Genomic DNA, 26,765 nt, shown 5'->3' with positions numbered 1-26,765 from the left:
CTGTTAAATGATTTACAGCGCGAGTTCGACGTCGCCGACGGCGGTGCACACGCATACCTGCACGGTGTCGCCCGCTTCGCTGATCAAGGAACCCGTGCGCGAGTCGCGCACGCAGCCGCTGACCAAGGTTGTGTTGCAGCCGTGGCAGATGCCCATGCGGCAGCCGTGCGGAGGATTTAAGCCCGCGTCTTCAGCCACGCGCAATAGAACGGTGGCGCCGTCCGACTGCGCTTGTACGCCGCTGGCGGCAAACCACACGCGCCCGGCCTTCACGCCGGCCCCCGGCAGCGGCGCCACCATGGCGTGAAAGCGCTCGGTGTGCAACTGGCGCGCAAGGCCCGCCTGTTCCCAGTGCGCCTCGACCGCGTCGAGCATAGCGGCCGGGCCGCAGGCCCACACTTCGCGCTCGCGCCAGTCGGGACAGGCGCGCTCCAACTGCTGCGCGCTGAAGTGGACGCTGGCCTCCTGCGCACTGGCGCGGGTGTAGTACTTGTGCAGCTGGTAGTGCTTCTGGCTGGCCTGCAGTTCGCCCAGTTCGGCGCCAAAGATCACGTCCTGAACATGTGGCGCGTAGTGCATGTGCACCGTGTCGGGAATGACGTCGTATTCGAGCACGTAGCTGCGCAGCATACTCATGACCGGAGTGATGCCGCTGCCGCCGGTAATGAACAGCGGGTGCACCGGCATCGATTCGGGCAGCACGAATTCGCCCTGCGGCTCGCCCAGCGGCAGGTATTCACCCACCACCACGCGGCGCGCCAGATGCTGCGAGACGCGCCCGCCGTCAACCGTCTTGACGGTGACGGTGATGCAGCCGTCCTCGCGCGCCGGGGCCGACGAAATCGAATAGGTGCGGGTATGGCGCTGACCGTCAATCGGCACGCCCAGGCGCACGAACTGCCCGGCGCGGTGGCTGCGCCAACCGCGCCCCGGGCGCAGCGTCAGCGTGCGCGTGTCGGCTGTTTCGTCCTGCACGCCGACCACACGCGCCTTGAGCACGTGCTCGGTCCACAGCGGGTTGACCAGCTCCAGGTAGTGCGAATGGCGCAGCGGGTAGGCGAACATGTCAGCCAGGCTGGTAAGTGCATTGCGGATCGATGTCATTGGAACCCCTGCTTTATCTCAACAGATCATATTGTGTACAGTCGTACACTCAAAGTCAAGAAGTTGGCGGGGATTTAGAGGTTTGCCTCTCAATCGCACGTGTAAAATGCGGTAACACCCGTACACACTGAACAACATGCCCAATCCAGATATTGACTTGCAGCGACTTGACGTCCACAGCCGTAGCGAACGCAAGGCCGTCTCCCACAGGGCGCTGCTGCACGCGGCGCTCACGCTGGTGGGCGAAGGGCGCAGCTTTACCAGCATTTCGCTGCGCGAGATCGCGCGCCAGGCAGGCATGGTGCCCAATGCCTTTTACCGCCACTTTGCCAGTCCGGAGAATCTGGGGCTGGAACTGGTCGAGGAAATGGGCATCACGCTGCGTCGGCTGCTGCGCGAGGCGCGCCAGGTCGACCCGTCCAAGGGCGACATCTTGCGCCGCTCGGTGCAGGTGTACCAGCAGTATGTGAAGGCGAATCGGCTGGTGTTTCTGTTCATTTCAAGCGAGCGTTCGGGCGGCAGCCGCGTACTGCGCGTGGCGATTCGCCGCGATGTGACGCACTTCACCAACGAGATGGCGCAGGATTTCCGGGACTTGGGGCTGTACAAGGAGTTGCCGACGGCGCGTTTGCAGATGGTGTGCGGATTGATCGTGATGACCATGCTGGCGGCGGCGATTGATATTCTTGATTTGCCGGCGGACCAGCCGTTGCTAGAGCATGAGATGACGGAGAATTTTGTGCGGCAGCTGCAGCTTATTCTGCTCGGTGCCGGGCAGTGGCGCGAAAAACCGTCGCGAGGCGATCTGCCCGCATGAACATCATCGCACTCTTGTTTGGAAAAATGGGAACCGGCGAAACCGCCCCGGTCCCCGTGCGCGCGCGCCTCGATGCGTCAGCCCCCGGCAATTCGGTTCCAGATCTGACGGCCGCAATGGCCGACTATTCCGGCTACACGCGGCAGGGCGCAATCGCGCGCGCTGTCACGCTTCGCCACGTGGAGCTCTTGCCCTCTATTGCCGCGCGTCTCAATGACTGGGTGCCCCAGGTTCGGGACGCAGCCCGTGCAGCGCTCATTACCCTGCTGCCCACCACAGCGCCGCAGGCCATGCTCGCCCTCGCCCCCGCGATCGTCCACCTGCGCAAGGCAGGCCGCCACGATCACACGGCGTGGGTCAATACGTTCGAGCGCGCCCTGATCGCCCAGCTGACACCAAAGGTCCTGTTAGAAGGCATTGGCAGCACGGACGCAAAAGTCGCACGCGCCTGTTTCCAGATCATGCACAGGCATGCCCCTTCAGATGCCGCACACTTGATCGCCGCAGCATTCGCATCGCGAAGCGATATTGTCATGATGTACGAGGCTGCGGCAATGATTTCCCTGCTCCCGGCCGAGACCCGGCCGGCGCTCTACCAAGCGATGCTGCGGTCGGCATTCGGCGCTGTGCGGGCCATTGGTTTGAGCGCCGTGCTCGGGGGTCCGGCCAGCGACGTCAAGCGCGAGACAGCGCTGGCCCACCTTTGATCGCCAATCGGCGGTGCGGGGCGCGGCGATCTCCTACCTCATCACTCACCAGCTTGACACTCCCGCTCCGTACCAGCAGGTGCTGGCAGCAGGTACGGCGACGGCAACTGTACTCCAGATTTGCGTGGTCGCGCTGGGAGGCATGCGGCATCCCGATGACGCTGCAGCGGTGCGTGCGTTCACTGCACACCCGAGCATCCGCATGCGTGCAGCCGCCTATACCGCCTGGCTTAAACTTGACAATACGAGCAAGGACGACATCGCGGCGATGGCGCTGGCCGACCCGGCGTCCAACGTAAAAAAACTGGCCATGCTGATGGTTTCAAGGCACGGCGCCGTCATCCCCTTGAGCACCGCTTGCACGCATTTTTCGAGTCCGCAGGACTGGCCGCCGCTGATGCGCCTTGGTGGAAAACGGAGCCTGGGATGTCATCGAAGCGGTCGCCCGGATAGCGCCCATGGCAAATCTGGACATCCGCGCGTATTTGCGCGACAAACTTGAAACGTGGATGCTCACCGACGCCAGCGACTTTCGGCCCACAACGGCTCAGACGACCTTCCTGCGATCTGATGCGGTATGTGAGACGCTCAAGGCGCTGTGCGGACACGATGTCCGCGATGTGATTGAGCGCCAGCTCGCACTCGCACTGGCGAAACGGCGGTAGAAAATAGGCTGTACAAGGAGTTGCCGACGGCGCGTTTGCAGATGGTGTGCGGATTGATCGTGATGACCTTGCTGGCGGCGGCGATTGATATTCTTGATTTACCGGCGGACCAGCCGTTGCTGGAGCATGGGATGACGGAAAATTTTGTAAGGCAGCTGCAGGTTATTTTGCTCGGTACGCGGCAGTGGCGCGAAAAGGGCCGACAGAGGTTGGGGCTCGGCGCCCCCGCGAGAAAAGCTGAAGGGCGCATTCCGCCAAGCGTCTCGACGGCTCATGGCGGAATGCGCCCTACGGGCTTTTCCGCCCTACGAGGTCGTGAATAAATCAAAATTTTCGACGCGTTTAAACCCGCAAGGCGGCGCTTTTGATAGGCAGATAGGGCGAAGCGATACCCCGAACACGAATAGCAATGCTGTCCGTTACTCGGCTGGCCCGACGTCGGCGTCGTCGCCGAGCGCGTAATCTCCGCGCGCCAGGGCAGCGAGCACTTCCTGCGACTGCTGGATGAACGACTCCGGCACCAGCACCCGCACCCCGCCCATCACGGGCACCATGGGCTGGTTTGACATATTGTCGTCCGCGACCACGGCGGGAATGCCGGCCGCGACCAGGCAGCCGCGCGCCAGGTGCGCTTCGATCGGATCAAGGTAGCGCCCGACCATGAACAGGTCGCGGCCCGGCACTTCCTCGATTTCCAGCATGCCCAGCAGTCCTGTGCGATGTACGTCTTCCATGGCGGCTCCCTGGCGTTGTTGATGCACCCATACTACTCCTCGCGCAGGCGCTTTGGTGCACGCGCCATCAGATCACGCCCTGCTGCGCCAGCGCCGCCACGTCGGCCTGCGACCAGCCCCAGTCGCCCAGCACCGCGGCGCTGTGCTGGCCGGGTATCGCCGGCATGATGCCGATTTCGGGCGCGGTGCGGCTAAAGCGCGGTGCGGGGGCCGGCTGCACCACCCCGCCGACGTCGGCAAAGGTCGCGCGCGCGACGTTGTGCGGGTGGCGCGGCGCCTCGGCCATGTCGAGCACGGGTGCGAAGCAGGCGTCGGTGCCTTCCATCAGGTGGCACCAGCTGTCGCGCTCGCGCGTGAGGAACACGGCGGCGATTTTTTCGGTGAGCGACGGCCACAGCGCGGCATCCATCTGGGCGTCGAAGGCCGGGTCGTCGATGCCGGCCAGCTTGAGCAGCAGCGCGTAGAACTGCGGCTCGATCGCGCCAATCGAGATGAACTTGCCGTCGGCGCAGGCGTAGGTGTCGTAGAAGTGCGCGCCGCCGTCCAGCATGTTGGCGCCGCGCTGGTCGCTCCAGCTGCCATGCGCGCGCAAGCCGTACATCATGGCGCCCAGCAGCGCCGCACCGTCGGTCATGGCGGCGTCCACCACCTGCCCCCGGCCCGACTTGCGCGCTTCCAGCACCGCGCAGACCACGCCAAAGGCCAGCATCATGGCTCCGCCGCCAAAGTCGCCCACCAGGTTTAAGGGCGGCGTCGGCGGCGCATCGGCGCGGCCCATGGCGTGCAGCATGCCGGTCAGCGCCACGTAATTGATGTCGTGCCCCGCAGCCTGCGCCAGCGGGCCATGCTGGCCCCAGCCGGTGATGCGCCCATACACCAGCGCCGCATTGCGGGCATGGCATACGTCCGGCCCCAGGCCAAGCCGCTCCATCACCCCCGGGCGGAAGCCCTCGATGACGATGTCGGCCTTGTCCAGCAGGCGCAGCACGACTTCCTTTGCCGCCGGCTGCTTGAGGTCAAGCGCCAGCGAACGGCGTCCGCGCGCCATCACGTCGTAGCGGGTGCCCAGCATGGGGAAGGGATTGGGCGCGCCCGGCACCGCCTTGCGGTCGATGCGGATCACTTCGGCGCCCATGTCGGCCAGCATCATGGCGGCGAACGGGCAGGGCCCGAGGCCGACCATCTCCACCACGCGCATCCCTGCAAGCGGTCCGGTCATGGGTTCCCCTTACAATGAGCGCGCAATGATTTCTTTCATGATTTCGTTGGCGCCGCCGTAGATTCGCTGCACCCGCGCGTCCACGTACATTTGCGCGATCGGGTATTCCAGCATGTAGCCGTAACCGCCGAACAGCTGCACGCACTGGTCGATCACCTTGCACTGCAGGTCCGAGATCCAGTACTTGGCCATCGAGGCGCGCACCGTGTCCATGCGCCCGGCAATGGTGTCTTCGATGCAGCGGTCGATGAAGATGCGCGCCACCGTCGCCTCGGTCTTGACCTCGGCCAGCACGAAGCGGGTGTTTTGCATGTCGATGAGCGCCTGGCCGAAAGCCTTGCGCTCGCGCGTGTAGTCGACCGTCAGCTGCAGCGCGCGTTCAATCGCGGCCACGCCCGCCACGCCCAGGATGGTGCGCTCGTACGGCAGCTCCGTCATCAGCTGGGCAAAACCCTTGCCCTCGACGCCGCCCAGCACGTTTTCAAACGGTACGCGGGCGTTATCGAAAAACAGCTCGCAGGTGTCCTGCCCTTTCTGCCCTACTTTTTCCAGGATGCGGCCAACCCGAAAACCCGGATTGTCCTTGGTTTCAAGCAGCAGCAGCGAGACACCCTTGTGGCCCGCGTCAAGATCGGTCTTGACCACGACGACGATCAGGTCGGCCAGGTAGCCGTTCGATATGAAGGTCTTGGAGCCGTTCACGCTGTAGCCGTCGCCGTCCATGACGGCGGTGGTGCGAATGCCCTTGAGGTCTGACCCCGCGCCGGGTTCGGACATGGCGATGGCGGCGACCATCTCGCCGCTGGCCAGCCTGGGCAGGTACTTAAGTTTTTGCGCCTCGGTGCCCTGGTTTAGGATGTAGTGCGCCACGATCGCATGCACGTGGATGCCGAAGGACATGTCGCCCGCGTAGCCAAGTTCCTCGAACACGATCGACTGGTGCGCAAAATTGCCGCCCGAGCCGCCGTATTGTTCGGGAATGTCGGCGCACAGGATGCCCATCTCGCCGCCCTTGTTCCACAGCGCGCGGTCGACGTGCTGCTGCTTGCGCCAGCGCTCCTGGTGCGGCGTGATCTCGCTGCCGACAAAGCGCCGCACGGCGTCGCGAAAGCCTTCCAGTTCGCCCGTCATCCAGGCCGATGTTCCCGTGACGTTGTAGGTGCTGCTCATCACGCCGCCCGATACATGGTGACCACGCAGGCGCCGCCCAGGCCCAGGTTGTGCTGGAGCGCGACGCGCGCACCTGCCACTTGCCGGGCGCCGGCCGTGGCGCGCAGCTGGTGCGTCAGTTCGTAGCACTGTGCCAGGCCGGTGGCGCCCAGCGGATGGCCTTTAGAGAGCAGGCCGCCGGATGGATTGGTGACGACCTTGCCGCCGTAGGTATTGTCGCCATCGCTGATGAATTTGTCGGCGCCGCCTTCCGGGCACAGGCCCAGCGCTTCGTAGGTGATCAATTCATTCTGGGCGAAGCAGTCGTGCAATTCGACGACGTCCAGTTCATCGGGGCCGATGCCGGCCTCGGCGTAGACCTTGGCCGCAGCCGCCTGGCTCATGTCGTAGCCGACCACGCGCATCATGTCGTCCGACTCGAAGGTACTGGCGCGGTCGGTCGTCATGGCTTGTGCGGCGATGTAGACGTCGGCTTTCAAGCCGTGCTTTTTCGCAAAATCTTCCGACACCAGCACCGCGGCGGCCGCCCCGCAGGTGGGCGGGCAGGCCATCAAGCGCGTCATCACGCCGGGCCAGATCATCGGCGCGTCAAGCACGTCCTGGGTGCTCACTTCCTTGCGAAACAGTGCCAGCGGATTGTTCACGGCGTGGCGGCTGGCCTTGGCCCGGACCTTGGCAAAGGCGTCGAACGGCGTGCCGTATTTTTTCATGTGCTGCAAGCCGGCGCCGCCAAAGTAGCGCAGCGCGAGCGGAATGTCGGGCATGCCAACGAGCTTGTCGGTGACGGCGTCGAACGGGTCGAACGGGCTGGGACGGTCGTTGAACACGGAGCCGAGCGCGCCGGGGCTCATCTGCTCGAAGCCGAGCACCAGCACGCATTCGGCGGCGCCGCTGGCGATCGCCTGGCGCGCCAAGAACAGCGCCGTGGAGCCGGTGGAACAGTTGTTGTTGACGTTGACGATGGGGATGCCGGTCAGGCCGACCTGGTACAGGGCCTTCTGGCCGCTGGTCGAGTCGCCATATACATAGCCGGCGTAGGCTTGCTCGATATCGTCGTAGGCCACGCCCGCGTCGGCGAGGGCCGCACGCGTTGCCAGGGCGCCCATCTCGTCATAGGGGGCGCTACTGCCCGGCTTGGCGAACGGGATCATGCCCACGCCCGTTACAAAGACTTTGCGGCTCATTGTCGGCTCCTGAAGGATTGCACAGTGTAGATTGGTTAATTAGGTCATTCGACCTAGACTTGGCAATTATAGGTCACTCGTACTATTTATTAAAGCCCCATGCGATAATGTTGCCCATGCCGACCACGCCTACTTCGCTCAAAAACAAGTCGTCCAGCACCACTGAAAAGGGGCTGGGACGGGCGCACGACATCCTGCGGGCAGCGCGCGGCTTGCTGGCGGCGGAAGGCTACGCGGGTTTGTCGATGCGTAAGGTGGCGGCGGAAACGGGGATGAGCCTGTCCAACGTGCAGCACTATTACCAGAGCAAGGATGCGCTGCTCGAAGCGCTGCTGCTGTACACAATGAACTTGTTCCAATCCAAGATGGATTCGATCTCGGCGGCCATGACGAGCGCCTCGCGCATCGACAAGTTCTTGTCGACCTGCGACATGTTTCTGGAAGAAATATCCGACCCGGTCACGCACGCGATCTTTTTCGAGCTGTGGGCGCTAGCTTCGCGCAACGAATTCGCTTCGCGCCTGATGGACAAGATGCTGGGGCGCGAACGCAAGGCCATCTTCAATCTGATTCGCGGCTTGAACCCGGCCATCGGCGACGACGAATACATGCAGCGCGCCATCCTGATGGTGGCCCAGATCGAAGGCTTGATGCTGTTCCGCCTGAGCAAGGCCGAACGGCGCGAACAGTTCATGGCGGTGCGCGCGTCGGTGCGCAAGGTCTTGCTTGCCCTGGCCACGGTGCCATAGCGCTCGCCTGCCATAGATCTCGCCTGCTATAGATTTCGCCTGCCATAGATCTCGCCTGCCGTAGCTCTCGCCGGCCGTCGCTCTCGCCTATACTGGTGCATCGGCCATCATCAGGAGCGCCAGCGCATGCCCCATAACATCAGCCTGATCACCACCATCGCCGCCGCGCTTGGCTTCGGCCTTATCTTCGGCATGCTCGCCGTGCGCCTCAAGCTGCCGGTGCTGGTTGGCTACCTGGCGGCCGGCATCCTGATCGGCCCTGCCACGCCGGGCTTTGTCGCCGATGTCGCGCTGGCGTGATATTGCGGCGGTGGCGGGCAATGCCGCCGATCCCGCCGTGCTGATCCAGGCGCATATCGCCAATGCGGCATTGCTGGTGATTGCCACGCCCGACACCTTTCATGTGCGGGCGATGATCCAGACTGCGCGCGCGCTCAATCCGGCGATCAAGACCTTGGTGCGCAGTCACAACGAGCAGGAGGCGCAATTGCTGCGGTCGGAAAATGTGGGGATGGTGCTGATGGGAGAGCAGGAGCTGGCGCGCAATATGGCGCGCCATGTGCTTGATGAGTTAAAACCCGGCCACTGAACGTTGGCAGACGTCAGGGCCGGCGCGACCGGCGCTTGCTCAAACGGCCATGGCGTCGCCGCACAGCTTCAGGCGCGGCAGCGTAATGTGCGCCATCAGCATGTCATGCCGTTCTTCGAGCAAGGCAAACACGGCATCCTTGGACAGCACGTACTGCTCGAGCAGCGTATCCTTGATCGACTCGATCACCGCCTTGTAATCGCGAATCGCGCCCAGCGTGTAGGTGTAAAGCTCGTCGGATTTTTCTTCGACCTGGCGCACCGTGCGCTCGCCGCCGCCCTCCTGCTTGAGCTGCGTGTAATCGATCTTGGAACGGGAATACATCGAGAGCCGATTGACCATCAGATTGAGCATCTTGGTCGCCTTTTCGATATCGTTCTGGCTGCCCACGGAGATACCCCGCGCGCCGTAAAACAATTCTTCCGCCGCCACGCCGCCGTACAGCTGGATGACATCCTGCTCCAGCTCTTCAAGCGTGCGCAGCGACACATCATCGCCCGACTGCAACACATAGCCCAGCGCGCCAAGCTTCGACACCGATTCGGTACTAATCTTGAGCAAGTGCGACTTTTCCTTTACCTCGGCCAGCGACAGGCCCTGGCGCAGGTAAGGATCGATCTGCATGAAGAAATGCCCCAGCTCATGCAAGGCAACGCGCTCGCGCTGCTTGTGCTTTTCCGCCGTGGTGGCGCGGTCGGTCAAGCCCAGCGTGGCGCGCTCAAAGGCGCGGAACATCAGGTCGGTATTGATGATCGCTTTTTCCTGGATCGAAATCATGCTGGCGCGCTCGACAACCGTTTCCAGCAAGGCAGGACTGAGGTTGGCGGTCATTTCGGCGACTTGACCGAGATCAAGATCATTCCAGTCAACCAGGCCATCTTTCTTGCGGCCAAGGAAACTCTTGAGCAGCTGTCCGCGCTCACCCTTGTTCGGCAAGCGGAAATTGATCTTCACGGAAAACCGGCGCAGCATCGCTTCATCCATTTCCGACGAGGCATCATCAAAATTGGACGCCACCACCCAAATCACGCCCGCGCCCTTGTCGCTTTTAACCCCGTCGAGCAGGCCCAGCAGCGTATTAGCCGTGTCGTCTTCCCATTTTTTTTCACCGCGCCCGCGCGGCATGAACAAGGTTTGCGCTTCATCAAGGAAAATGATGCAGCTGCCGCGTGCGCACGCCTTGCGGTAAAGCGCGTTGAGCGCCTTGGAGCCGCCGCCCACGTATCCCGATTCCAGCGCCGACCCGGAAGCCTGGATCAGCGGCACGTTGAGCTTTTTGGCCAGGTAGCCAACGAGCTTGGTCTTGCCGGTGCCGGCAGGTCCAGTCAGCATCACGTTGAATGGCTTGTCGATATTGTGCGACTTGTACTCGCTGCGGTTGCGGATCATGTCTTCAAGGTGCAGCACTTCCTGCTTGATGTCCTCCATGCCGATCAGGTCATCCATGCTGCCCTTGAGCTTGTCGGGCATGATGACGGCCGCGCTCATGCCCATGCCCGGGATACCGAACTTAATCGCATAGGCAATGAGCAGGATCACGAAAATGTCGAGGGCGTGGCGTTTCAGAAACGCGAGTGCCTCGGCGGTGGCCGGGTTCTGGCCTTCATCGAGGAGGACGGCCTTGTGCGATTCCAAAAAGTCATCCTTGGCGATCGAATACGGAATGGCATTCTTGAGCAAGACTTCGCGCTCCAGGCTCAGGTGCGAGGTACTGGGCACCTTGACCACGTGCAATTGCGGCGCATCCTTGAATTTGAACACATAGCGCGGCGACTCCGACAGCGGTTTGGCCACGAGCAGATATTCCAGGCGAGCCTTGTCGGCCGCCAGCGCGGTGATGCGGGAAATATCCTGCGAGTGCACGAGTGGGCTCGGGTCTTGCGGCACGTCGGATTTGTAGATTGCCAGGCCGACCATCAGTGCAAGCAGCAGCGCGGCGGCGAGCCGCACATAGACATTCTTGAAGGCAATCTGGAGTTTGGAAAGGTTGGGCATATCGATACTTTATGAATGATGGTTGCGCTCTGGTCAAACAGCGTAAGTTTTGCGCGGCATAGGTTAAGCCTGGCAAAAACAGCGGCGTTCGATAGCATGGGAGCCGCAATCCATGGACTTCAATCGATGTCGCTCTACGTTCGGGTACATGTTGGCGCAATAGCCAGACATGGACCATTTGCCATCAGTTTAGTGCTTGAAGGCAATAAGAATATGGAGACTATACCGTCAAAAAAAATGGAGGTATACCAAGAAATGTCGAAAAAATTTTGCGACGCAACAGCTGTAGACAACTCGACAATCGTATCGTTATCAAGCTGCCAAAAGGTCCTTGCCTGGACCGCTGGGTAGCGGCTGCGGCAACAAGCAGTTCACTCATGCATGGTAAAGGCCGATCGTTAGAGGATCCTTAAACCTTGCGAGACGGATATATTTAATGGGTGGCATGCATGACGCGCCGTGCTTTTCACGCATGGAAACGAACGGCGAAAATACCAGACATTCAATCGAATCCCGATGGCCCGCCGCAGCCCGGCATGGTTAAATAAAGATGTGGTTTGCTCGCTGGACGCTGCGATATTTATTGCATTGCAACACGGGAGATTGTCATGAAAACTGTCGCAATGTTTGCCGTGCTGGCGCTGGCGTGTACAGTGGTTGCGCCGCCTGTGCACTTGAGGAAGTTGCCAGCAGCGCGGTGGCGCAACAGCGTCCTGCGCTGGCCGCCGTGCCCGGCCCGGCCGTCACGCCTGGCTGGCACCTGCCGGAATTGCCCGAGCCCGATGTCGTGCTGATGATGCTGGTAGGTCTGGTGCTGATCAGTTACCGCGCCAGCCGCGACAACGATGAAAAATTCAAGTAAGCGCACGTGAAAGAACACGGCGAAAAAAAACGCCGTCCAGTTTGCACTGAACGGCACCAGTGTGACATGCGCAGTTATTCGTAAAACTTTGGCGCGTGCTTGAGCTTCTGGTTTTGCTCCAGGTCGTGCTGGATCCAGAACTGCGCCTTGTTTTCCTTGATGAACGCCGCCATCTCGTTCATCGACTTGAGCGACGTTTCCTTATCAAAGTTAAACGATGGCACGCGGCGGTTTCCCCAGTTTTTGGTAAAGTGCGCCAGGTCGCCCGACAACACCACGTTGCCGGTTTTTTTCAGCTTGACGAACAAAGACTGGTGCCCCGGCGTATGCCCGATGGCGCGCTTGATGACGACCGAACCGTCGCCAAACACATCATGGTCGCCCGTCAGTTCCTGGCGCGGGTTGGCCGCAAGCGTCGGGTAATTCTTGGGGTCATTGCCGAACTTGGCCGCGTCCGGACCAAACGCTGAAGCGAGCTCTTCCTTTTGCATCAGCAGCGTCGCTCTCGGGAACAGGCCCACGTTGCCAATGTGGTCAAAGTGCATGTGCGACAGGCCCAGGAAAGTCACCTTTTCGGGGGCGATGCCGGCTTCCTTCAGTTGCGCGGCGACTGTCTTTTTCAGGCTGCCATGAAATTCCTTGCCGAGTTGTTTACCGTCGGGCATGGCGGCCAGTTCGTCGCTCAAGCCCGTATCCCACATCAGCACGCCTTTCGGATGCACGATCACGTAGCAGGAATCGGTCAGCGTCTTTTTCTGGCCGGCGTCAACGCCAGGGCTGAACACGGAAATGTCCGAGACGGCAATGGTGCCGCAATCCATTGCGTACAGACGGACGGCGGCAGGGGCATCTGCGGTCCCGGCCGCAAACGCGGTCGAGCCCAGCAGCATCAGGCTTGCGCACAAGGCGCGCTTGATCAAGGTCATGGCAGGTCTTTCTTGGTTGGTCAATTGAGGAGGCCTTCGGCTTTCATAGCCGCTTGCACGGCGGGACGGGATGCGATCCGCTTCTGGAACGCGGCAATATTGGGGAACGCCGACAGGTCGACTTTCAGCATGCCGGCCCAGTTGGTGACAACGAACAGATAGCCGTCGGCCACGCTGAAACCGGTGCCAACGAGGTACTCGCGGCCTTCGAGCATGCGCTCGACATAGCCGTAGCGCTTGGTCAGGTTGGCCCTGGCGTTTTGCTTGGATTCATCCGAGCCTGCCGGGTTGAACAGCAGGCTGTAATTCTTGTGGATTTCAGTGCCGATAAAGTTAAGCCAGCTCATCATCTGATAGCGCTCGATGCTGCCCGCTGCCGGCGCCAGGTTCTTGGCCGGGACCTGGTCGGCCAGGTACTGCACGATGGCAGGGCCTTCGGTCAGCAGCACGCCATCGTCGGTTTCGAGCGCGGGAACATAGCCCTTGGGGTTGATGGCGGCGTAATCTGCCCCGGACGCGGTCTTCTTGCTACCCAGGTCGACCTTCTCGATCGTATGCGGCAAGCCTGATTCGTGCAGGATGATGTGGGGGGAGAGGGAACAGGCACCGGGGCTGAAATACAGTTTCATGATGATCCTTTGCAAGGTAATGACGCGAAAAGGGGTTCGCGCAAGGTCTCGATCGGTGTTTTTGAGGCATGCCGAGAATACAATAGATTTTTCGTTCGTGCTTGGCGCTTCTCAATCGGGTACGCGAACACGCGCCGCCACCGCCTGCCCCACTCCCGACAAGGTGGCCGCGCCCGCCGCTTCCTGCGCCGTCACGCGGGCAATGCGCAGTGTGAAATGGGTGCCTTCGCCCACCGTGCTGGCCACGGCGATGGTGCCGGCAAATTGCTTGACGATCAGGTTGTAGACGATATTGAGCCCGAGTCCGGTACCACCCTGCCCCCGGCGCGTCGTGAAGAAAGGATCGAAAATGCGGTCCAGCACATCGGGGGCAATGCCCTTGCCGTCATCCCTGACGTGCAGCTCGACAATGTCACCGTCCAGGCGCGCGCTGATCTCGATTTTGCCGGGCGCATCCGGCTCGAAAGCGTGCTCCACGCAATTGAGCGTGAGGTTGGTGATGACTTGCGCAAAGGCGCCCGGATAGCTGTCGAGCACGATTTCCGGCGAGCAGTTCAACACCAGCTTGATCGGGTTTTTTTTCAGTTTCGGCTGCAGGCTGGAAACGATCTCCTCGATATAGTCCTTCAGCCCAAAAGGGCGGCGCGCCTCGCTGGTCTGGTCCACCGCGATCTGCTTGAAGCTGTGGATCAGGTGCGCGGCGCGGTAAGCATTGTTCATGATCAAGCGCGCGCTTTCACTGGCAGTGTCGAGGTAGCGCAAGATCGCCGATTTTTTCAGGCCAACCGTATTGACCGCTTCCAGGATCTCGTCGGTGGCGGCCTTGAGCACCGAGGCGCTGGTCAGCGCGATGCCCACCGGCGTATTGATTTCATGCGCCACGCCGGCCACCAGGCTGCCCAGCGACGCCAGGCGCTCGGCCTGCAGCAGCGACTCCTGGGTCTGGCGCAAGTCTTGCAGCGCCGTTGCCGTTTGCAGCGCGGAACGGCGGGCCGCATCCTCGGCTTCGCGGATGCGGACAATGGTGGACTTCAGGCGGCGCTGGATTTGATTGAAGCCGCGGATCACGTCGCCGAGCTCGTCGCGCCGGTTGTCGGGCAACTCTTCCACTTCATCGGTGCCGCGCGTGGCCAGGTCGAACAAGCCATCACGCAATTGTTTGAGCGGCTCGAACACCATGCGCAGCGACAGCGATAGCGCCAGCACCAGGAAGATGTCGAGCAGCAGTACTTCAAGCACTTTGCGCATCAGTTCCGACGCCAGGGCCGCGTCGATTTGTGCCCGGCTGAAGTTGATGACAACCTTGCCTACTGACACAGGCTTGATCGATGCACTGGCCAAACCGCCGTCCTGGAACACAAGAATGGCTTCCACGGGAGTACCGGCAGGCTCCGGCTGCTGCTCGACCGGTAACAGCTGGCCCTTGGGCGTGCGCAGCTTGCCGGCGAACAGGCCGACCGAAGTGTCGTAGACGCGGATCGCTACCACTTCAGGCGGCAACATTTCCGCGTCCACAATGCTATCGACCTTGGATTTGTCGAGGTCCCACAGCGCCGAGGGTAGGCTGATCTGCAAGCGCGTCAGCACACCCTGGCGCAAGCGCTGGTTGCTCGCTTCCAAGTCCTTGCCGAGCGAATATTGGGTATAGCTGCCGGAAATGGCAAGCACGAGCGTGACGATCACGACGAACAGCAGTTTTAGCCGGTTTTGAATACTGAACATCGACACTCCCCCGAACCACGCTCCCCGCTCCGATCGCGGCAGGCCCAATGTACGGTAAGCACTGCGCAATGGCAAGATATCAAAAGATTCCTGGCAGCAGGACAGCGCCGTTTTGCGATGGTAATATCTGACTAACCACAGGAGGCCGGCATGAGCGCAGCTTACCAGCACCTGGCGCTGACAGACGTCAAGCCAGGAATGATTTTATCGGACGACTTGCTGGACCGCCAAGGTCAGGTATTGCTGCCCCAGGGCGCCGTCCTGACGGCCAAGACCATCGCCTTGCTGCCCAGCCACGGGATCGACATGCTGGCCGTGCTGTGCGGCGACGCCGCCCCCGGCGCGCAGGACCGGCTTGACCACAGCACCATCGAGCGCCGCCTGGCTAAACTGTTTCGCAAGAACGATCCCGATAATCACGATGACTGGGCCACCGGCATTTTGCGACGCTACATGCTTGACTACCGCCTCGAGCGGGAGATCGCGCCATGAGCCCCATTGCCATCGACGACATGGTCAGGAACCTGGAAGACTTGCCTTCGCTGCCGGCGGTCGTCATGGAATTGCTGAGCGCCATCGACCAGGACGACGTCGACATTTCCGTGCTGGCCAAAAAAGTGTCGCACGACTCGGCGCTGACGGCCAAGACGCTGCGTCTGGCCAATTCGTCGCTCTATGGACTGCAGGTCAAAGTGACCACGATCCAGCAAGCGATCACCTTCCTCGGTTTCCAGACCACGCGCAACCTGATCACGGCGGCCGCCGTCACGGGCTGCTTTGCCGAAGGCCAATGCCCGCTCTTCAATGACCAGGCGTTCTGGCGCCATTCGATTGCGTCGGCCGCCTGCTGCAAGGTGATTGCGCGGCGCGTACGCTTTAACCAGGATTACGCTTTTACTGCAGGCTTGCTGCACGACATAGGCCGGCTGGTGCTGGTGAGCACCTACCCGGCCCAATACAGCGCCGTCATGGCTTACCGCGACCTGAACGACAGCGCCGTGCTGGACGCAGAACGCGCAGTCATGGGCGTGGACCATGTGCAGGCGGGCATGGCGCTGGCGGAGCACTGGAATTTTTCAGAGACGATGCGGCTGGCGATCGCGCATCACCATGACCCGGACGCGCCGGGTGCAGGTTTGCTGGCGTCGATCGTTCACGTGGCCAACGCCATCGTTCATGCCCTCGATATTGCCGGGGAAGAAGATGAGCTGGCGCCCGAGGTGTCATCGGCCGCATGGACCGCAATGGGATTGAACGAAGAAGCGTGGTTGCACGTGTTCCGCGAAACCGAGCTGCAGTTCGAGGAAATCACGCTGATACTGATGGGCTGACGCCCGCCTTTTACACCGGGTGAAAAGGCGGTATCAGTGGCATTGCTGGACAGGCATGAGCGGCGTCGCCTTCATGCCCGGGCAATTAATGCGCATAGTTACCGGTGGTTGAAGGGTCGGTTGCCGCCTTCTCTTCCGTTGGCTTTGGACGGCCCTGGGCGTCCGACAGACGATACTTGGTGCGGCGATCGCCCATCAGGTCGCGCAGGTCGCGAATGCTCATGCCGGTTACTTCGTGCATGCGGATCAGCAGCGAGGCGCCGACCGGCAAGCGGTGGTGGCGGATCTTGCTGATGACCGGTGGCGCGACTTCGAGCATGCGCGACAGCGCGGCATCGTTCTTCAGCTGCATCTTGCCTAGCAGAATGTCGAGCAGGTGGTTCGGATTGTAGCTTTCCTGTGATGCAAGAGCATGGTGTGCCATGATTTACCTCGTGGTGTGTTGGTTGAAATAATGCCGATCACGAACTTACTAAAGACCATGTTTCATCTTAATAAGTTCCCGGAACATCGCCCCTACGGCAAAATTTAACAAAATGAATCTAAAAAACCCTGTAAGGGAACGCGTCCGGTTCGTATGCGCTCTGCGCCACTCGCCCCCAACCAACCCGGTCCCAAACAACCCGCTAGACTCATATGCCTTAAGTACAACTTACTCGCGCATATCGCTCATTGTTTAGAATCAAGCTATCTGTTGGAAAGCTTGTCACATCGTCATTTCACCACATGGGGACAATTTGTGGCGCACGCAAGAGTTTTTTCCTTTTAATTTTGCTCTGGAAGATACATTCGGAACTCGTTGATTTACAAGGAGAAACAAGCAGCGCACAATTTAAAAAGTGTTAATCATTCCCGGCAGTAATAGCTGCAAGCAATGCACAACCGAAAACCAGGTTTTTTATTGGCGGGATCTCTCTTCCGTGCGCCCGCTTCAGGATCTGTTTTTCGACCGCCGCTGCAATTTACGATAAACTGGCGCCCCGCCTTGTCATTCGCTCAAAGAAACGCACTCCATGCAGAAAAAAGTATTCATCAAGACCTTCGGCTGCCAGATGAACGAGTACGACTCGGACAAGATGGCGGACGTGCTCGGCGCATCGAGCGACATGGTGCGCACCGACACTGCCGAAGACGCCGATGTCATTTTGCTCAACACCTGCTCGGTGCGCGAAAAGGCGCAGGAAAAAGTATTTTCCGACCTGGGCCGCCTGCGCGAACTCAAGCTGCTGAAACCCGATCTGCTGATCGGCGTGGGCGGCTGCGTGGCTTCGCAGGAAGGCGCGGCGATCGTCAAGCGTGCGCCGTATGTTGACCTGGTGTTCGGGCCGCAGACGCTGCACCGCCTGCCGCACCTGATCCGCGCGCGGCGCGCCAGCGGCGACGCCCAGGTCGACATCAGCTTTCCCGAAATCGAAAAATTCGACCACCTGCCGCCGGCCAAGGTCGACGGCGCATCAGCCTTTGTCTCGATCATGGAAGGCTGCAGCAAATACTGCAGTTACTGCGTGGTGCCCTACACCCGCGGCGAAGAAGTCTCGCGCCGCTTCGAGGACGTGCTGGCCGAAGTGGCCGGCCTGGCCGCGCAAGGGGTCAAGGAAATCACGCTGCTCGGCCAGAACGTGAACGCCTTTCGCGGCGTCATGGAAGGCGGCGAGATTGCCGACTTCGCGCTGCTGCTCGAATACGTGGCCGACATTCCCGGCGTCGAACGGATCCGCTTCGTGACCAGCCACCCGAAGGAATTCACGCAGCGCCTGATCGACGCCTACGCCCGGATCCCGCAACTGGTGGACCACTTGTACCTGCCCGCGCAGCACGGCTCCGACAAGGTGCTCGGCGCCATGAAGCGCGGCTACACGGGCCTGGAATACAAGTCCATCATCCGCCGCATCCGCGCGGTGCGCCCGAACATGTCGATCTCATCGGACTTCATCGTCGGTTTTCCCGGCGAGAGCGAGGCTGACTTTGAAGCGATGATGAAACTGATCGCCGACGTCGGCTTTGACACCAGCTACAGCTTCATTTTCAGCAAGCGCCCGGGCACGCCCGCCGCCAGCCTCGAAGACGACACGCCGCACGACATCAAACTGGCGCGCCTGCAACGGCTGCAGGCGGCAATTGACGCCAACACGCGCAAGTACAGCGCGGCGATGGTTGGCACCGTGCAGCGCATCCTGGTCGAGGGACCGTCCAAGAAGGACGCCGCCGAGCTCCAGGGACGCACCGAAAATAACCGGGTCGTCAACTTCGCCGCCGGTAGCGCCGGCGCGCTGACCGGGCAGATGGTTGACGTGCGCATCACCGAAAGCTTCAATTACACCCTGCGTGGCGAGCTCGTCGCCCGCCTTGATACGATTGCACAAGCCAGTTGAAAAACAAGATCCCCACCCAGCCCGAATATTTCATCCCAGAGCCGCTCGACAACACGCGCCTAGCCCACCTGTGCGGGCCGCTGGACGAAAACCTGCGCCAGATTTCAGCGGCGCTGGACGTCACGATCTTCCGGCGCGGTGAAAAATTCATCGTCAGCGGCAGCAACGCCGCGCGCGCGGTCGAGATTCTCGATCGCTTTTACGCCGTCGCCAACAAGATCATCCCGATCGAAGAAGTGCAGCTGGCGCTGGTTGAACAGCGCACCGGCCTGTACGCCCACGCCCAGACCGAGAGCGACAACAACCAGCCGGTCGGCAACCTGCCCGAGATCGAGATCAGCAGCCCGATCCTGAAAACGCGGCGCAGCGACCTGCGCGGGCGCACCCCGCACCAGATCGCCTACCTGCGCGCGATCCTCGAGCACGACATCGCCTTTGGCGTGGGGCCGGCCGGTACCGGCAAGACCTACCTGGCCGTCGCCTGCGCGGTTGACGCGCTCGAACGCGACGCCGTCAAGCGCATCATCCTGACCCGCCCCGCCGTGGAAGCAGGCGAGCGCCTGGGCTTTCTGCCGGGCGACCTGGCGCAAAAGGTCGATCCCTATTTGCGCCCGCTGTACGACGCGCTGTACGACCTGCTCGGCTTTGACCGGACTCAAAAAATGTTTGAAAAACAGGTCATCGAGATTGCGCCCCTGGCCTACATGCGCGGGCGCACGTTGAACCACGCTTTTGTGATCCTGGACGAAGCGCAGAACACGACGGTCGAACAAATGAAAATGTTCCTGACCCGGATCGGCTTTGGCAGCAAGGCAGTAGTGACCGGCGACGTGACCCAGGTTGACCTGCACAAGACGCAAAGGAGCGGCTTGATCGACGCCGTGCATGTGCTCAAGGACGTGCGCGGGATCGCCTTTACCCAGTTCACCAGTGTTGACGTGGTGCGCCACCCGCTGGTGGCGCACATTGTCGACGCCTATGAAACGGCAGCATCAATCGAAGAACTGGCCGCACTGCCCAAACCCGGCGCCAAAAATGTCCATAAAAAATAAGCTGTCCTTGTCCGTCCAGTACCCGGACGCCCGACTGCAGGAATCGGTCACGCGCCAGAAGGTGCGGCGCTGGGTGCAGGCGGCCTTGCTGGGGCCGGCCGAACTGACCGTGCGCTTTGTCGACGCTGAAGAAGGGCGCGTGCTCAATCGCGATTATCGCAACAAGGATTACGCGACCAATGTGCTGACCTTTGCCTATAACGAGGGCGAGGAGTTGGCCGACGATGAGCCGACCCGCGCCGATATCATCTTGTGCACCGACGTGCTGGAACAGGAATCGACCGAGCAGAAAAAGACGCTCGAGGAGCATGCCGCGCACTTGATCGTGCATGGGGTGCTGCACGCGCAAGGTTACGACCATGATGACGACGACCAGGCGCAGGAGATGGAGCAGTTGGAGCGCGACATTCTTGCGGCGATGGGTTACGCGGATCCGTACGCCGAGTAATCTGCCACCTGCATTGGTTCTATTTGGTCGCCGCGCCCTCACCCCACCAAGCGCCCTTCACGCCAGCGGCGCGCATGCGCCCCGCTGAGCGCCAGCCCCACCACCCACGCCAGCGCCGCCGTCCACCCCGCCAGAATATCCGACGGAAAATGCACGCCCAGGTAGGGCCGCGACATCCCCACCATCAGCACGAACAACACCGCAATGGCCGTCACATGCGCGCGCCACTGGGAGCGTCGGAACAGCACCACTAGTGCGGCCGCCGTGGCCATCGAACACATGGCGTGCCCGCTTGGAAAACTGAACGAATTTTCCGGTGCGATCGACTGCCAGAAACTTGGCCGGGTACGCTGGAAAAATTCTTTCGCCAGCAAATTGAGCAGCAAGGCGCCGCCGGTGGCCAGCACCCAGAAGGTCGCTGCATGCATCTTGCGGCGCCACACGCAGAAGCCGAAAATGGCCAGATTAAACGGCAGCAAGCCGTAGGTGGACCCTGCAATGCTGGCGCCCAGCATGATGCTGTCGAACAGCGGCGTGGAACGCGCATGCAGGACGGCCATGATCGGCTGGTCGAACCAGAAGGGATGCTTGTCGGCCACCTCGTCGGCCAGCAAGCCGAACAGGACCAGGGGGATCAGCACGCACAGGAACAGGACCAGCAAGGTTCCGTGGCGTTCGAGGAAAGTTTCGTCATTCATCGGGCGGCAGCTTCACGTAATTACCAAGCGTCCATTATCTCCGCGCCGCGCTTGCTTACCAACATTATTTTTTTGGCATCCGCACCGATGGCGCCACGACATCGTGCGGGCTTCCCGAAAAACGCGCTCAATCCCGCTAAAAAGCGGGCAAATCCACTTTTGGTGTATCCTATGCCTATTGCAACAACGGCTCACGCCAACTATGCCAGAGCACTCTTATGACGTCCGTCCCGACGCCAAGACCCACCGGTCACTGTTTGAACGCCTGACCGCACTGATCTCCCCCGAGCCAGAAAACCGCGCCGAGCTGCTCGAAGTGCTGCACGACGCCCACGAACGCAACCTGATCGACGCCGACGCCCTGTCGATGATCGAAGGCGTGTTCCAGGTCTCGGACCTGTCCGCGCGCGACATCATGGTGCCGCGCTCGCAGATGGATGTCATCGACATTTCCAAGCCGATCGAGGAATGGATGCCCCAGGTGCTGGCAACGGCGCACTCGCGCTTTCCCGCCATCGAGGGCGAACGCGACAAGGTGATCGGCATCCTGCTGGCCAAGGACTTGCTGCGCTACTACGCCGAAGAAACCTTCGACGTGCGCGACATGCTGCGCCCCGCCATCTTCATCCCAGAATCGAAACGCCTGAACGTGCTGCTGCGCGACTTTCGCGCCAACCACAATCACATGGCGATCGTGGTGGACGAATACAGCGGCGTGGCCGGCCTGATCACGATCGAAGACGTGCTCGAACAGATCGTCGGCGACATCGAAGACGAATACGACTTCGACGAGGAAGAAGACAATATCCTCTCGATCAAGGAAGGCCAGCTCGGCCCCCGCTGGCGCATCAAGGCCCTCACCGAACTGGCCCAGTTCAACGAGGAACTTGGCACCAGCCTGCCCGAGGACGACGTCGACACCATCGGCGGCCTGGTCGCCAATCACCTTGGCCGCATGCCGCACAAGGGCGACGTGTTCGACATCGCCCACCTGCGCTTCGAGGTCTTGCGCGCCGACGCGCGCCAGGTCCACGTGCTGCTGGTAGAAAAACTGCCCCTGGCCGAAGACGAACGCGACTGATGCGGTGGCGTCGTTCTACCGCGCGCGATCCGGCCGCGCCACGCGCGCCGCGCACCACCGCGCTGCCGATGCTGTTTGCCGCCTTGGCCGGCGCGGCGAGCGTGTTTTCGTTCGCCCCCTTCGGCTGGTGGCCGGTCGAAATACTCTCGCTCGCCTTCCTGTTCTACCAGGTCGGCATGGACACCAATATTCGGCGCAGCACCTTGATCGGCTGGGCCTTCGGCTTTGGCTGGTCGGTCGCCGGCATGCACTGGCTGTACATCACCATGAACCGCTTCGGCAACATTCCCGGCCCCATGGCGGTGGGCGCGGTGTGCCTGCTGGGCCTGTACATGGGCTTGTTCAGCGCCTTTGCCACCGGCATCTCGACCTGGCTGCGGCGCCGCATGACGCTGCCCGTCAAAAGTTTTCTGCTGCTGATTTTACCGGTCGCCTGGGGCCTGTCGGAGTGGATGCGCGGCTGGGTCATGACCGGCTTTCCGTGGGTCGCTTCCGGCTACGCGCATAACAACAGCCCGCTGGCCGGCTACGCGCCGCTGGTCGGCGTGTACGGCGTGGGCGTCGTCGTGGCGCTGTGCGCCAGCTGCATCGCCATGCTGACGCAAAAGTGGCGCATGCTGGGCGCTGGCGTGCTGGCCGCAACCATGGCCGCCGGCTTTGGCCTCACTTACGTGCAGTGGACGCAGCCGCAAGGCCAGCCGATCACGGTGCGCCTGGTGCAGGGCAATGTGCCGCAACAAGACAAGTTCGACAAAGAGCAGGTCGCCGGTGCCATCGCCATGTACCGCAGCCTGGTGCTGGCCGGGCGCGCCGACCTGATCGCGCTGCCCGAAACAGCCTTGCCCCTGCCCGAAAATCTACCGCCCGATTACCTGCCTTCGCTCGAACAGTACGCCAACACCACCGGCAGCCACCTGCTGTACGGGATTCCGATTTCGGACGGGCCGCGCATGTACGCCAACAGCATCAAGGGTTACAGCCCGACCGGCCAGGCCTACCGCTTCGACAAGCAGCATCTGGTGCCGTTCGGCGAATTCGTGCCGGCCGGCTTTCGCTGGTTTGTCGACATGATGCAAATTCCCCTTGGCGACATGACGCGCGGCGCATCGGTGCAGCCTGCGTTCGCGGTCAAGGACCAGCTGGTGCTGCCCAATATCTGCTACGAAGACGTGTTTGGCGAAGAGATCGCGCTGCAGCTGCGCAGCGCCGCGCGCCCCGCCACGATCTTGCTCAATGTATCGAACCTGGCCTGGTTCGGCGAATCGGTCGCCATCCCGCAGCACTTGCAAATTTCGCAGATGCGCGCCATCGAAACCGGGCGCCCGATGCTGCGCGCCACCAACAGCGGCGCCACGGCATATATCGATGGCCGCGGCAAAGTGGTCGCGGCGCTCCCCAACTACACGCAAGGCACGCTGGCCGCGACGGTGCAAGGCATGGGAGGCATGACGCCTTTCATCCGCTTTGGCAACTACACGATGCTGCTGCTCGCTGCGCTGGCGATCGGCGCTGCATGGTGGTCGGGCCGAAAGTACGCAAAAACCGGACAAAAGTGACCTAGTTGCCACCGTAGTGGCAACCTAAGTCGCCAAAGCGGCCCAGTACCGGGCCAAAACCCGCTAAAATTGGTCGTTTTAGCAAACCCACTTTTGCTTGCGCGCCTTTGCGCGCGCGGCAGCACCCAAGATGCTCACATTCCAACAAATTATCCTGACCTTGCAATCCTACTGGGACAAGCAGGGATGCGCCCTGCTCCAGCCTTACGACATGGAAGTTGGCGCCGGCACTTTCCACACCGGTACCTTCTTGCGCGCGATCGGCCCGGAGCACTGGCGCGCCGCCTACGTGCAGCCGTCGCGCCGCCCCAAGGATGGCCGCTATGGCGAAAACCCGAACCGCCTGCAGCACTATTACCAGTACCAGGTGGTCTTGAAGCCGGCGCCGGAAAACATCCTGGACCTGTACCTGGGCTCACTGCAGGCGCTGGGCCTGGACCTGCAAAAAAATGATGTGCGCTTCGTGGAAGACGACTGGGAAAGCCCGACGCTGGGCGCCTGGGGCCTGGGCTGGGAAGTGTGGCTGAACGGGATGGAAGTGACCCAGTTCACCTACTTCCAGCAAGTGGGCGGGCTCGATTGCAAGCCGGTGCTCGGTGAGATCACTTATGGCATCGAGCGCCTGGCGATGTACTTGCAGGGGGTCGAGAACGTGTACGACCTGGTATGGACCGAATGGATGGAAGACGGCGTCACCAAGCACCTGACTTACGGCGACGTCTACCACCAGAATGAAGTGGAGCAGTCGACCTACAACTTCGAGCACGCCAATACCGACCTGCTGTTCGCCCAGTTTGCCAACCACGAGTCGGAAGCCAAGCGCCTGATCGCACTGCAGCTCACGCTGCCGGCCTACGAGCAGATCATGAAGGCCTCGCACAGCTTCAATATGCTGGACGCGCGCGGCGCCATCTCGGTGACCGAACGCGCCGCCTACATCGGCCGCGTGCGCACCTTGTCGCGCCTGGTCGCGCAGGCCTATTACGACTCGCGCGAAAAGCTCGGTTTCCCGATGGCCCCCAAAGCGAACATCGCCGCCTGAACGAACAGAAGAAAAACATGAACCACACCTTACTTGTCGAACTGCTGACCGAAGAACTGCCGCCCAAGGCGCTCATCAAACTGGGCGCCGCGTTCGCCGCGGGCGTGAATAACGGCCTCAAGGCGCGCGACTTCCTCGATGAAGGCAGCGTTGCCACCGCCTACGCCACGCCGCGCCGGCTGGCCGTCTCCATCACTCAGGTGCGCAGCGTCTCGCCGGACAAATCGGTGCGCGAAAAAGTACTGCCCGTCTCCGTGGCGCTGGACGCCGCCGGCCAGGGCACCGCGCCGCTGGCCAAAAAGCTGGCCGCCATGGGCCTGGCCGACCTGGACATCGCCGCGCTCGAGCGCGCCGTCGACGGCAAGGCCGAAAGCCTGTTCTACACCCGCAGCGTGGCCGGCAGCGCGCTGGTCACCGGCCTGCAAGGCGCGCTGGAAGAAGCGGCGGCCAAGCTACCCATTCCCAAGCTGATGAGTTATCAGCGCCCCGACGGCACCACGGTGCAGTTCGTGCGTCCGGCGCACAAGCTGGTGGCGCTGCATGGCGACGCCGTCGTGCCGCTGACGCTGCTGGGCCTTCAGGCCGGCAACGTCACGCTCGGCCACCGCTTCCTCACCGACGGCGAAGACCTGTCCATTGCGCACGCGGAGCAGTACGCCGGCACGCTGGAAAATGAAGGCAAGGTCATCGCCCACATGGACGTGCGCAAGGAAAAAATCCGCGCCTCGCTGCTGGCCAAGGCCGACGCCGACAAGGTCTTGATGCCCGAAGCGCTGCTCGAGGAAGTGTCCGCGCTGGTGGAATGGCCGGTGGTCTACGAGTGCCACTTTGAAGAAGAATTTCTGGCCGTGCCGCAGGAATGCCTGATCCTGACCATGCAGACCAATCAAAAGTATTTTGCGCTGACCGACGCCGCCGGCAAGCTGCGTTCGCGCTTTCTGATCGTCTCGAACATCGCCACCGACGAGCCGCAGCACATCATCGGGGGCAATGAGCGCGTGGTGCGCCCGCGCCTGTCGGACGCCAAGTTCTTCTTTGAGCAGGACAAGAAAAAGTCGCTTGAAGCGCGCCTGCCGCTGCTGGAAAACGTCGTCTATCACAACAAGCTGGGCACCCAGGCGGCGCGCTCCAAGCGCGTGGTGGCGCTGGCCGGCGCCATTGCGCGCGAACTTGGATTTGACGTCGCGCTGGCAGAACGCGGCGCGCTGCTATCCAAGGCCGACCTGCTGACCGACATGGTGGGCGAATTCCCCGAGCTGCAAGGCATCATGGGCACCTACTACGCGCGCCACGACGGCGAGAGCGACGAAGTGGCCCTGACCGCCACCGAACACTATCAGCCGCGCTTTGCGGGCGACGCGCTGCCGTCCACCAATACCGGCACCGCCGTGGCGCTGGCCGACAAGTTCGAAACGCTGGTGGGCATCTGGGGCATCGGCCTGCAGCCAACGGGTGAAAAAGATCCGTTCGCGCTGCGCCGCCATGCACTGGGCGTGCTGCGCATGCTGGTTGAAAAGCGGATCGACGTGTCGATCTCGCAGCTGCTTGCGCTCACGGCCGCCAATTTCACCGGCATCGCCGGCTTTACCGATCCCGTCAAGGACGTACGCGCCTTCATGATCGACCGCATGCGCGGCATTTTGCGCGAGCGCGGTTTTTCACCGAATGAAGTCGAAGCGGTGCTGGTCGACGACCTGGACCGCCTGCACGACATCGTCGAGCGGCTCGATGCGGTAAAGGCCTTTGCGGCGCTGCCCGAGAGCGTGTCGCTGGCCGCCGCCAACAAGCGCATCACCAACATCCTCAAAAAGACCGAGGTGGCCATTGGCGCCGTGTCCGAGTCCCTGCTGCACGAAGAGGCGGAGAAAACCCTGTACGCGGCCGTGACGCGCGTGCGGCCACAGGTCGACGCCGCCTTTGCCGCGCGCGACTTTGCCGCCGCACTCAAAACGCTGGCGCAGCTGCGCGACGACGTGGACGCGTTTTTCAACGGGGTGATGGTGATGGCGGACGACGTGGAACTGCGCAACAACCGCCTGGCGCTGCTCTCGTCGCTGCACGCGATGATGAACCGCGTGGCCGACATATCCAAGCTGGCAGCCTGAGGATCCAA

28 protein-coding genes and 1 pseudogene are annotated in these 26,765 nt (G+C 61.8%); 18 read left to right on the top strand and 11 right to left on the bottom strand.

What is annotated here, in order from left to right:
* Positions 1 to 12: 12 nt before the first annotated feature.
* Complete coding sequence (locus ACP7D4_RS14360) at positions 13 to 1,104, bottom strand: ferredoxin reductase (RefSeq protein ID WP_426209706.1); 1,092 nt, start codon at positions 1,102 to 1,104, stop codon at positions 13 to 15.
* 136 nt (positions 1,105 to 1,240) lie between these two features.
* Here ACP7D4_RS14360 and ACP7D4_RS14355 point away from each other — a divergent pair, with 136 nt between their 5' ends.
* From ACP7D4_RS14355 to ACP7D4_RS14335, 5 genes are all read left to right on the top strand, one after another.
* The gene (locus tag ACP7D4_RS14355; RefSeq protein ID WP_426209704.1) at positions 1,241 to 1,921 is read left to right on the top strand and encodes a TetR family transcriptional regulator; all 681 of its coding nucleotides are present in this window, start codon (positions 1,241 to 1,243) and stop codon (positions 1,919 to 1,921) included.
* Positions 1,918 to 2,628, top strand: coding sequence for a hypothetical protein (locus ACP7D4_RS14350; protein WP_426103150.1), 711 nt, complete (start codon positions 1,918 to 1,920; stop codon positions 2,626 to 2,628). The genes ACP7D4_RS14355 and ACP7D4_RS14350 overlap by 4 nt, the downstream gene beginning before the upstream one ends.
* Positions 2,629 to 2,830: 202 nt before the next feature.
* The gene (locus ACP7D4_RS14345) at positions 2,831 to 3,130 is read left to right on the top strand and encodes a hypothetical protein (protein ID WP_426209702.1); all 300 of its coding nucleotides are present in this window, start codon (positions 2,831 to 2,833) and stop codon (positions 3,128 to 3,130) included.
* The gene (locus ACP7D4_RS14340) at positions 3,087 to 3,293 is read left to right on the top strand and encodes a hypothetical protein (RefSeq protein ID WP_426103152.1); all 207 of its coding nucleotides are present in this window, start codon (positions 3,087 to 3,089) and stop codon (positions 3,291 to 3,293) included. Before ACP7D4_RS14345 ends, ACP7D4_RS14340 begins: the two co-directional genes overlap by 44 nt.
* A gap of 53 nt (positions 3,294 to 3,346) precedes the next feature.
* The gene (locus ACP7D4_RS14335; RefSeq protein WP_426209701.1) at positions 3,347 to 3,616 is read left to right on the top strand and encodes a hypothetical protein; all 270 of its coding nucleotides are present in this window, start codon (positions 3,347 to 3,349) and stop codon (positions 3,614 to 3,616) included.
* A gap of 96 nt (positions 3,617 to 3,712) precedes the next feature.
* On the opposite strand, the gene ACP7D4_RS14330 is transcribed toward ACP7D4_RS14335, so the two are convergent.
* From ACP7D4_RS14330 to ACP7D4_RS14315, 4 genes are all read right to left on the bottom strand, one after another.
* The gene (locus ACP7D4_RS14330; protein WP_426103156.1) at positions 3,713 to 4,027 is read right to left on the bottom strand and encodes a DUF2007 domain-containing protein; all 315 of its coding nucleotides are present in this window, start codon (positions 4,025 to 4,027) and stop codon (positions 3,713 to 3,715) included.
* Positions 4,028 to 4,094: 67 nt separating this feature from the next.
* Complete coding sequence (locus ACP7D4_RS14325) at positions 4,095 to 5,246, bottom strand: CaiB/BaiF CoA transferase family protein (protein WP_426209700.1); 1,152 nt, start codon at positions 5,244 to 5,246, stop codon at positions 4,095 to 4,097.
* A 9-nt stretch (positions 5,247 to 5,255) separates the two neighbouring features.
* The gene (locus ACP7D4_RS14320) at positions 5,256 to 6,416 is read right to left on the bottom strand and encodes an acyl-CoA dehydrogenase family protein (protein ID WP_426209698.1); all 1,161 of its coding nucleotides are present in this window, start codon (positions 6,414 to 6,416) and stop codon (positions 5,256 to 5,258) included.
* On the bottom strand, positions 6,416 to 7,600 hold the full coding sequence (locus ACP7D4_RS14315; protein ID WP_426209696.1) for a lipid-transfer protein: 1,185 nt from the start codon (positions 7,598 to 7,600) through the stop codon (positions 6,416 to 6,418). The genes ACP7D4_RS14320 and ACP7D4_RS14315 overlap by 1 nt, the downstream gene beginning before the upstream one ends.
* Positions 7,601 to 7,716: 116 nt before the next feature.
* Here ACP7D4_RS14315 and ACP7D4_RS14310 point away from each other — a divergent pair, with 116 nt between their 5' ends.
* The 3 genes and pseudogenes from ACP7D4_RS14310 to ACP7D4_RS14300 form a co-directional block, all read left to right on the top strand.
* A complete protein-coding gene (locus ACP7D4_RS14310; protein ID WP_426103164.1) occupies positions 7,717 to 8,349 on the top strand; it encodes a TetR/AcrR family transcriptional regulator in 633 nt (210 codons plus the stop codon).
* A gap of 126 nt (positions 8,350 to 8,475) precedes the next feature.
* On the top strand, positions 8,476 to 8,649 hold the full coding sequence (locus ACP7D4_RS14305; protein WP_426103166.1) for a hypothetical protein: 174 nt from the start codon (positions 8,476 to 8,478) through the stop codon (positions 8,647 to 8,649).
* Positions 8,639 to 8,938 (top strand): annotated as a pseudogene (locus ACP7D4_RS14300) (NAD-binding protein); the annotation flags it as partial. The gene ACP7D4_RS14305 and the pseudogene ACP7D4_RS14300, both read left to right, overlap by 11 nt.
* Before the next feature lie 39 nt (positions 8,939 to 8,977).
* Here the strand turns inward: ACP7D4_RS14300 and ACP7D4_RS14295 are convergent.
* On the bottom strand, positions 8,978 to 10,933 hold the full coding sequence (locus tag ACP7D4_RS14295) for an AAA family ATPase (protein ID WP_426209694.1): 1,956 nt from the start codon (positions 10,931 to 10,933) through the stop codon (positions 8,978 to 8,980).
* 646 nt (positions 10,934 to 11,579) lie between these two features.
* Here ACP7D4_RS14295 and ACP7D4_RS14290 point away from each other — a divergent pair.
* The gene (locus ACP7D4_RS14290; RefSeq protein ID WP_426209693.1) at positions 11,580 to 11,795 is read left to right on the top strand and encodes a hypothetical protein; all 216 of its coding nucleotides are present in this window, start codon (positions 11,580 to 11,582) and stop codon (positions 11,793 to 11,795) included.
* A gap of 74 nt (positions 11,796 to 11,869) precedes the next feature.
* Here the strand turns inward: ACP7D4_RS14290 and ACP7D4_RS14285 are convergent, their stop codons facing one another.
* The 3 genes from ACP7D4_RS14285 to ACP7D4_RS14275 all read right to left on the bottom strand — a co-directional run bounded on the left by ACP7D4_RS14285 (position 11,870) and on the right by ACP7D4_RS14275 (position 15,072).
* A complete protein-coding gene (locus ACP7D4_RS14285; protein WP_426209691.1) occupies positions 11,870 to 12,721 on the bottom strand; it encodes an N-acyl homoserine lactonase family protein in 852 nt (283 codons plus the stop codon).
* A gap of 20 nt (positions 12,722 to 12,741) precedes the next feature.
* Complete coding sequence (gstA, locus tag ACP7D4_RS14280) at positions 12,742 to 13,350, bottom strand: glutathione transferase GstA (RefSeq protein ID WP_426103174.1); 609 nt, start codon at positions 13,348 to 13,350, stop codon at positions 12,742 to 12,744.
* Positions 13,351 to 13,461: 111 nt separating this feature from the next.
* Positions 13,462 to 15,072, bottom strand: coding sequence for a sensor histidine kinase (locus ACP7D4_RS14275; RefSeq protein WP_426209690.1), 1,611 nt, complete (start codon positions 15,070 to 15,072; stop codon positions 13,462 to 13,464).
* 150 nt (positions 15,073 to 15,222) lie between these two features.
* On the opposite strand from ACP7D4_RS14275, the gene ACP7D4_RS14270 reads away from it, so the two are divergent.
* Positions 15,223 to 15,564, top strand: coding sequence for a hypothetical protein (locus ACP7D4_RS14270; protein WP_426103178.1), 342 nt, complete (start codon positions 15,223 to 15,225; stop codon positions 15,562 to 15,564).
* Positions 15,561 to 16,403: an HDOD domain-containing protein gene (locus ACP7D4_RS14265; RefSeq protein ID WP_426209688.1), complete on the top strand. Its 843-nt coding sequence runs from the start codon at positions 15,561 to 15,563 to the stop codon at positions 16,401 to 16,403. The genes ACP7D4_RS14270 and ACP7D4_RS14265 overlap by 4 nt, the downstream gene beginning before the upstream one ends.
* 85 nt (positions 16,404 to 16,488) lie before the next feature.
* Here the strand turns inward: ACP7D4_RS14265 and ACP7D4_RS14260 are convergent, their stop codons facing one another.
* A complete protein-coding gene (locus ACP7D4_RS14260; RefSeq protein ID WP_426103182.1) occupies positions 16,489 to 16,827 on the bottom strand; it encodes a hypothetical protein in 339 nt (112 codons plus the stop codon).
* Between the two features lie 589 nt (positions 16,828 to 17,416).
* On the opposite strand from ACP7D4_RS14260, the gene miaB reads away from it, so the two are divergent.
* The 3 genes from miaB to ybeY are packed head-to-tail and all read left to right on the top strand — an operon-like array spanning position 17,417 to position 20,275.
* Positions 17,417 to 18,775, top strand: a complete 1,359-nt coding sequence (gene miaB, locus ACP7D4_RS14255) for a tRNA (N6-isopentenyl adenosine(37)-C2)-methylthiotransferase MiaB (RefSeq protein WP_426209686.1) — start codon at positions 17,417 to 17,419, stop codon at positions 18,773 to 18,775.
* Positions 18,772 to 19,827: a PhoH family protein gene (locus tag ACP7D4_RS14250; RefSeq protein WP_426209684.1), complete on the top strand. Its 1,056-nt coding sequence runs from the start codon at positions 18,772 to 18,774 to the stop codon at positions 19,825 to 19,827. Before miaB ends, ACP7D4_RS14250 begins: the two co-directional genes overlap by 4 nt.
* Positions 19,811 to 20,275, top strand: a complete 465-nt coding sequence (gene ybeY, locus ACP7D4_RS14245) for an rRNA maturation RNase YbeY (protein WP_426209682.1) — start codon at positions 19,811 to 19,813, stop codon at positions 20,273 to 20,275. The genes ACP7D4_RS14250 and ybeY overlap by 17 nt, the downstream gene beginning before the upstream one ends.
* Before the next feature lie 38 nt (positions 20,276 to 20,313).
* Here the strand turns inward: ybeY and ACP7D4_RS14240 are convergent, their stop codons facing one another.
* Complete coding sequence (locus ACP7D4_RS14240; RefSeq protein ID WP_426209680.1) at positions 20,314 to 20,973, bottom strand: phosphatase PAP2 family protein; 660 nt, start codon at positions 20,971 to 20,973, stop codon at positions 20,314 to 20,316.
* A 202-nt stretch (positions 20,974 to 21,175) separates the two neighbouring features.
* Here ACP7D4_RS14240 and ACP7D4_RS14235 point away from each other — a divergent pair, with 202 nt between their 5' ends.
* The 4 genes from ACP7D4_RS14235 (at position 21,176) to glyS (ending at position 26,757) form a co-directional block, all read left to right on the top strand.
* The gene (locus ACP7D4_RS14235) at positions 21,176 to 22,054 is read left to right on the top strand and encodes an HlyC/CorC family transporter (RefSeq protein ID WP_426103192.1); all 879 of its coding nucleotides are present in this window, start codon (positions 21,176 to 21,178) and stop codon (positions 22,052 to 22,054) included.
* Entirely contained in the window at positions 22,054 to 23,610 is a 1,557-nt protein-coding gene (gene lnt, locus ACP7D4_RS14230) for an apolipoprotein N-acyltransferase (RefSeq protein WP_426209679.1), read from the top strand. Before ACP7D4_RS14235 ends, lnt begins: the two co-directional genes overlap by 1 nt.
* A 130-nt stretch (positions 23,611 to 23,740) precedes the next feature.
* Positions 23,741 to 24,652 carry a glycine--tRNA ligase subunit alpha gene (gene glyQ, locus ACP7D4_RS14225; protein WP_426209677.1) on the top strand — a complete coding sequence of 304 codons (912 nt, stop codon included), beginning with the start codon at positions 23,741 to 23,743 and terminating at the stop codon, positions 24,650 to 24,652.
* A gap of 17 nt (positions 24,653 to 24,669) precedes the next feature.
* Positions 24,670 to 26,757 (top strand): glycine--tRNA ligase subunit beta, encoded by a 2,088-nt coding sequence (gene glyS / locus ACP7D4_RS14220; RefSeq protein ID WP_426209676.1) that lies wholly within the window; start codon positions 24,670 to 24,672, stop codon positions 26,755 to 26,757.
* Positions 26,758 to 26,765 lie beyond the last annotated feature (8 nt).

The organism is Massilia sp. TWP1-3-3, from assembly GCF_049897805.1.
Classification (GTDB): Bacteria; Pseudomonadota; Gammaproteobacteria; order Burkholderiales; family Burkholderiaceae_D; genus Telluria_A.
The sequence above is the reverse complement of the archived record's forward strand: the minus strand, read 5'-3'. Positions and strand labels throughout refer to the sequence as shown.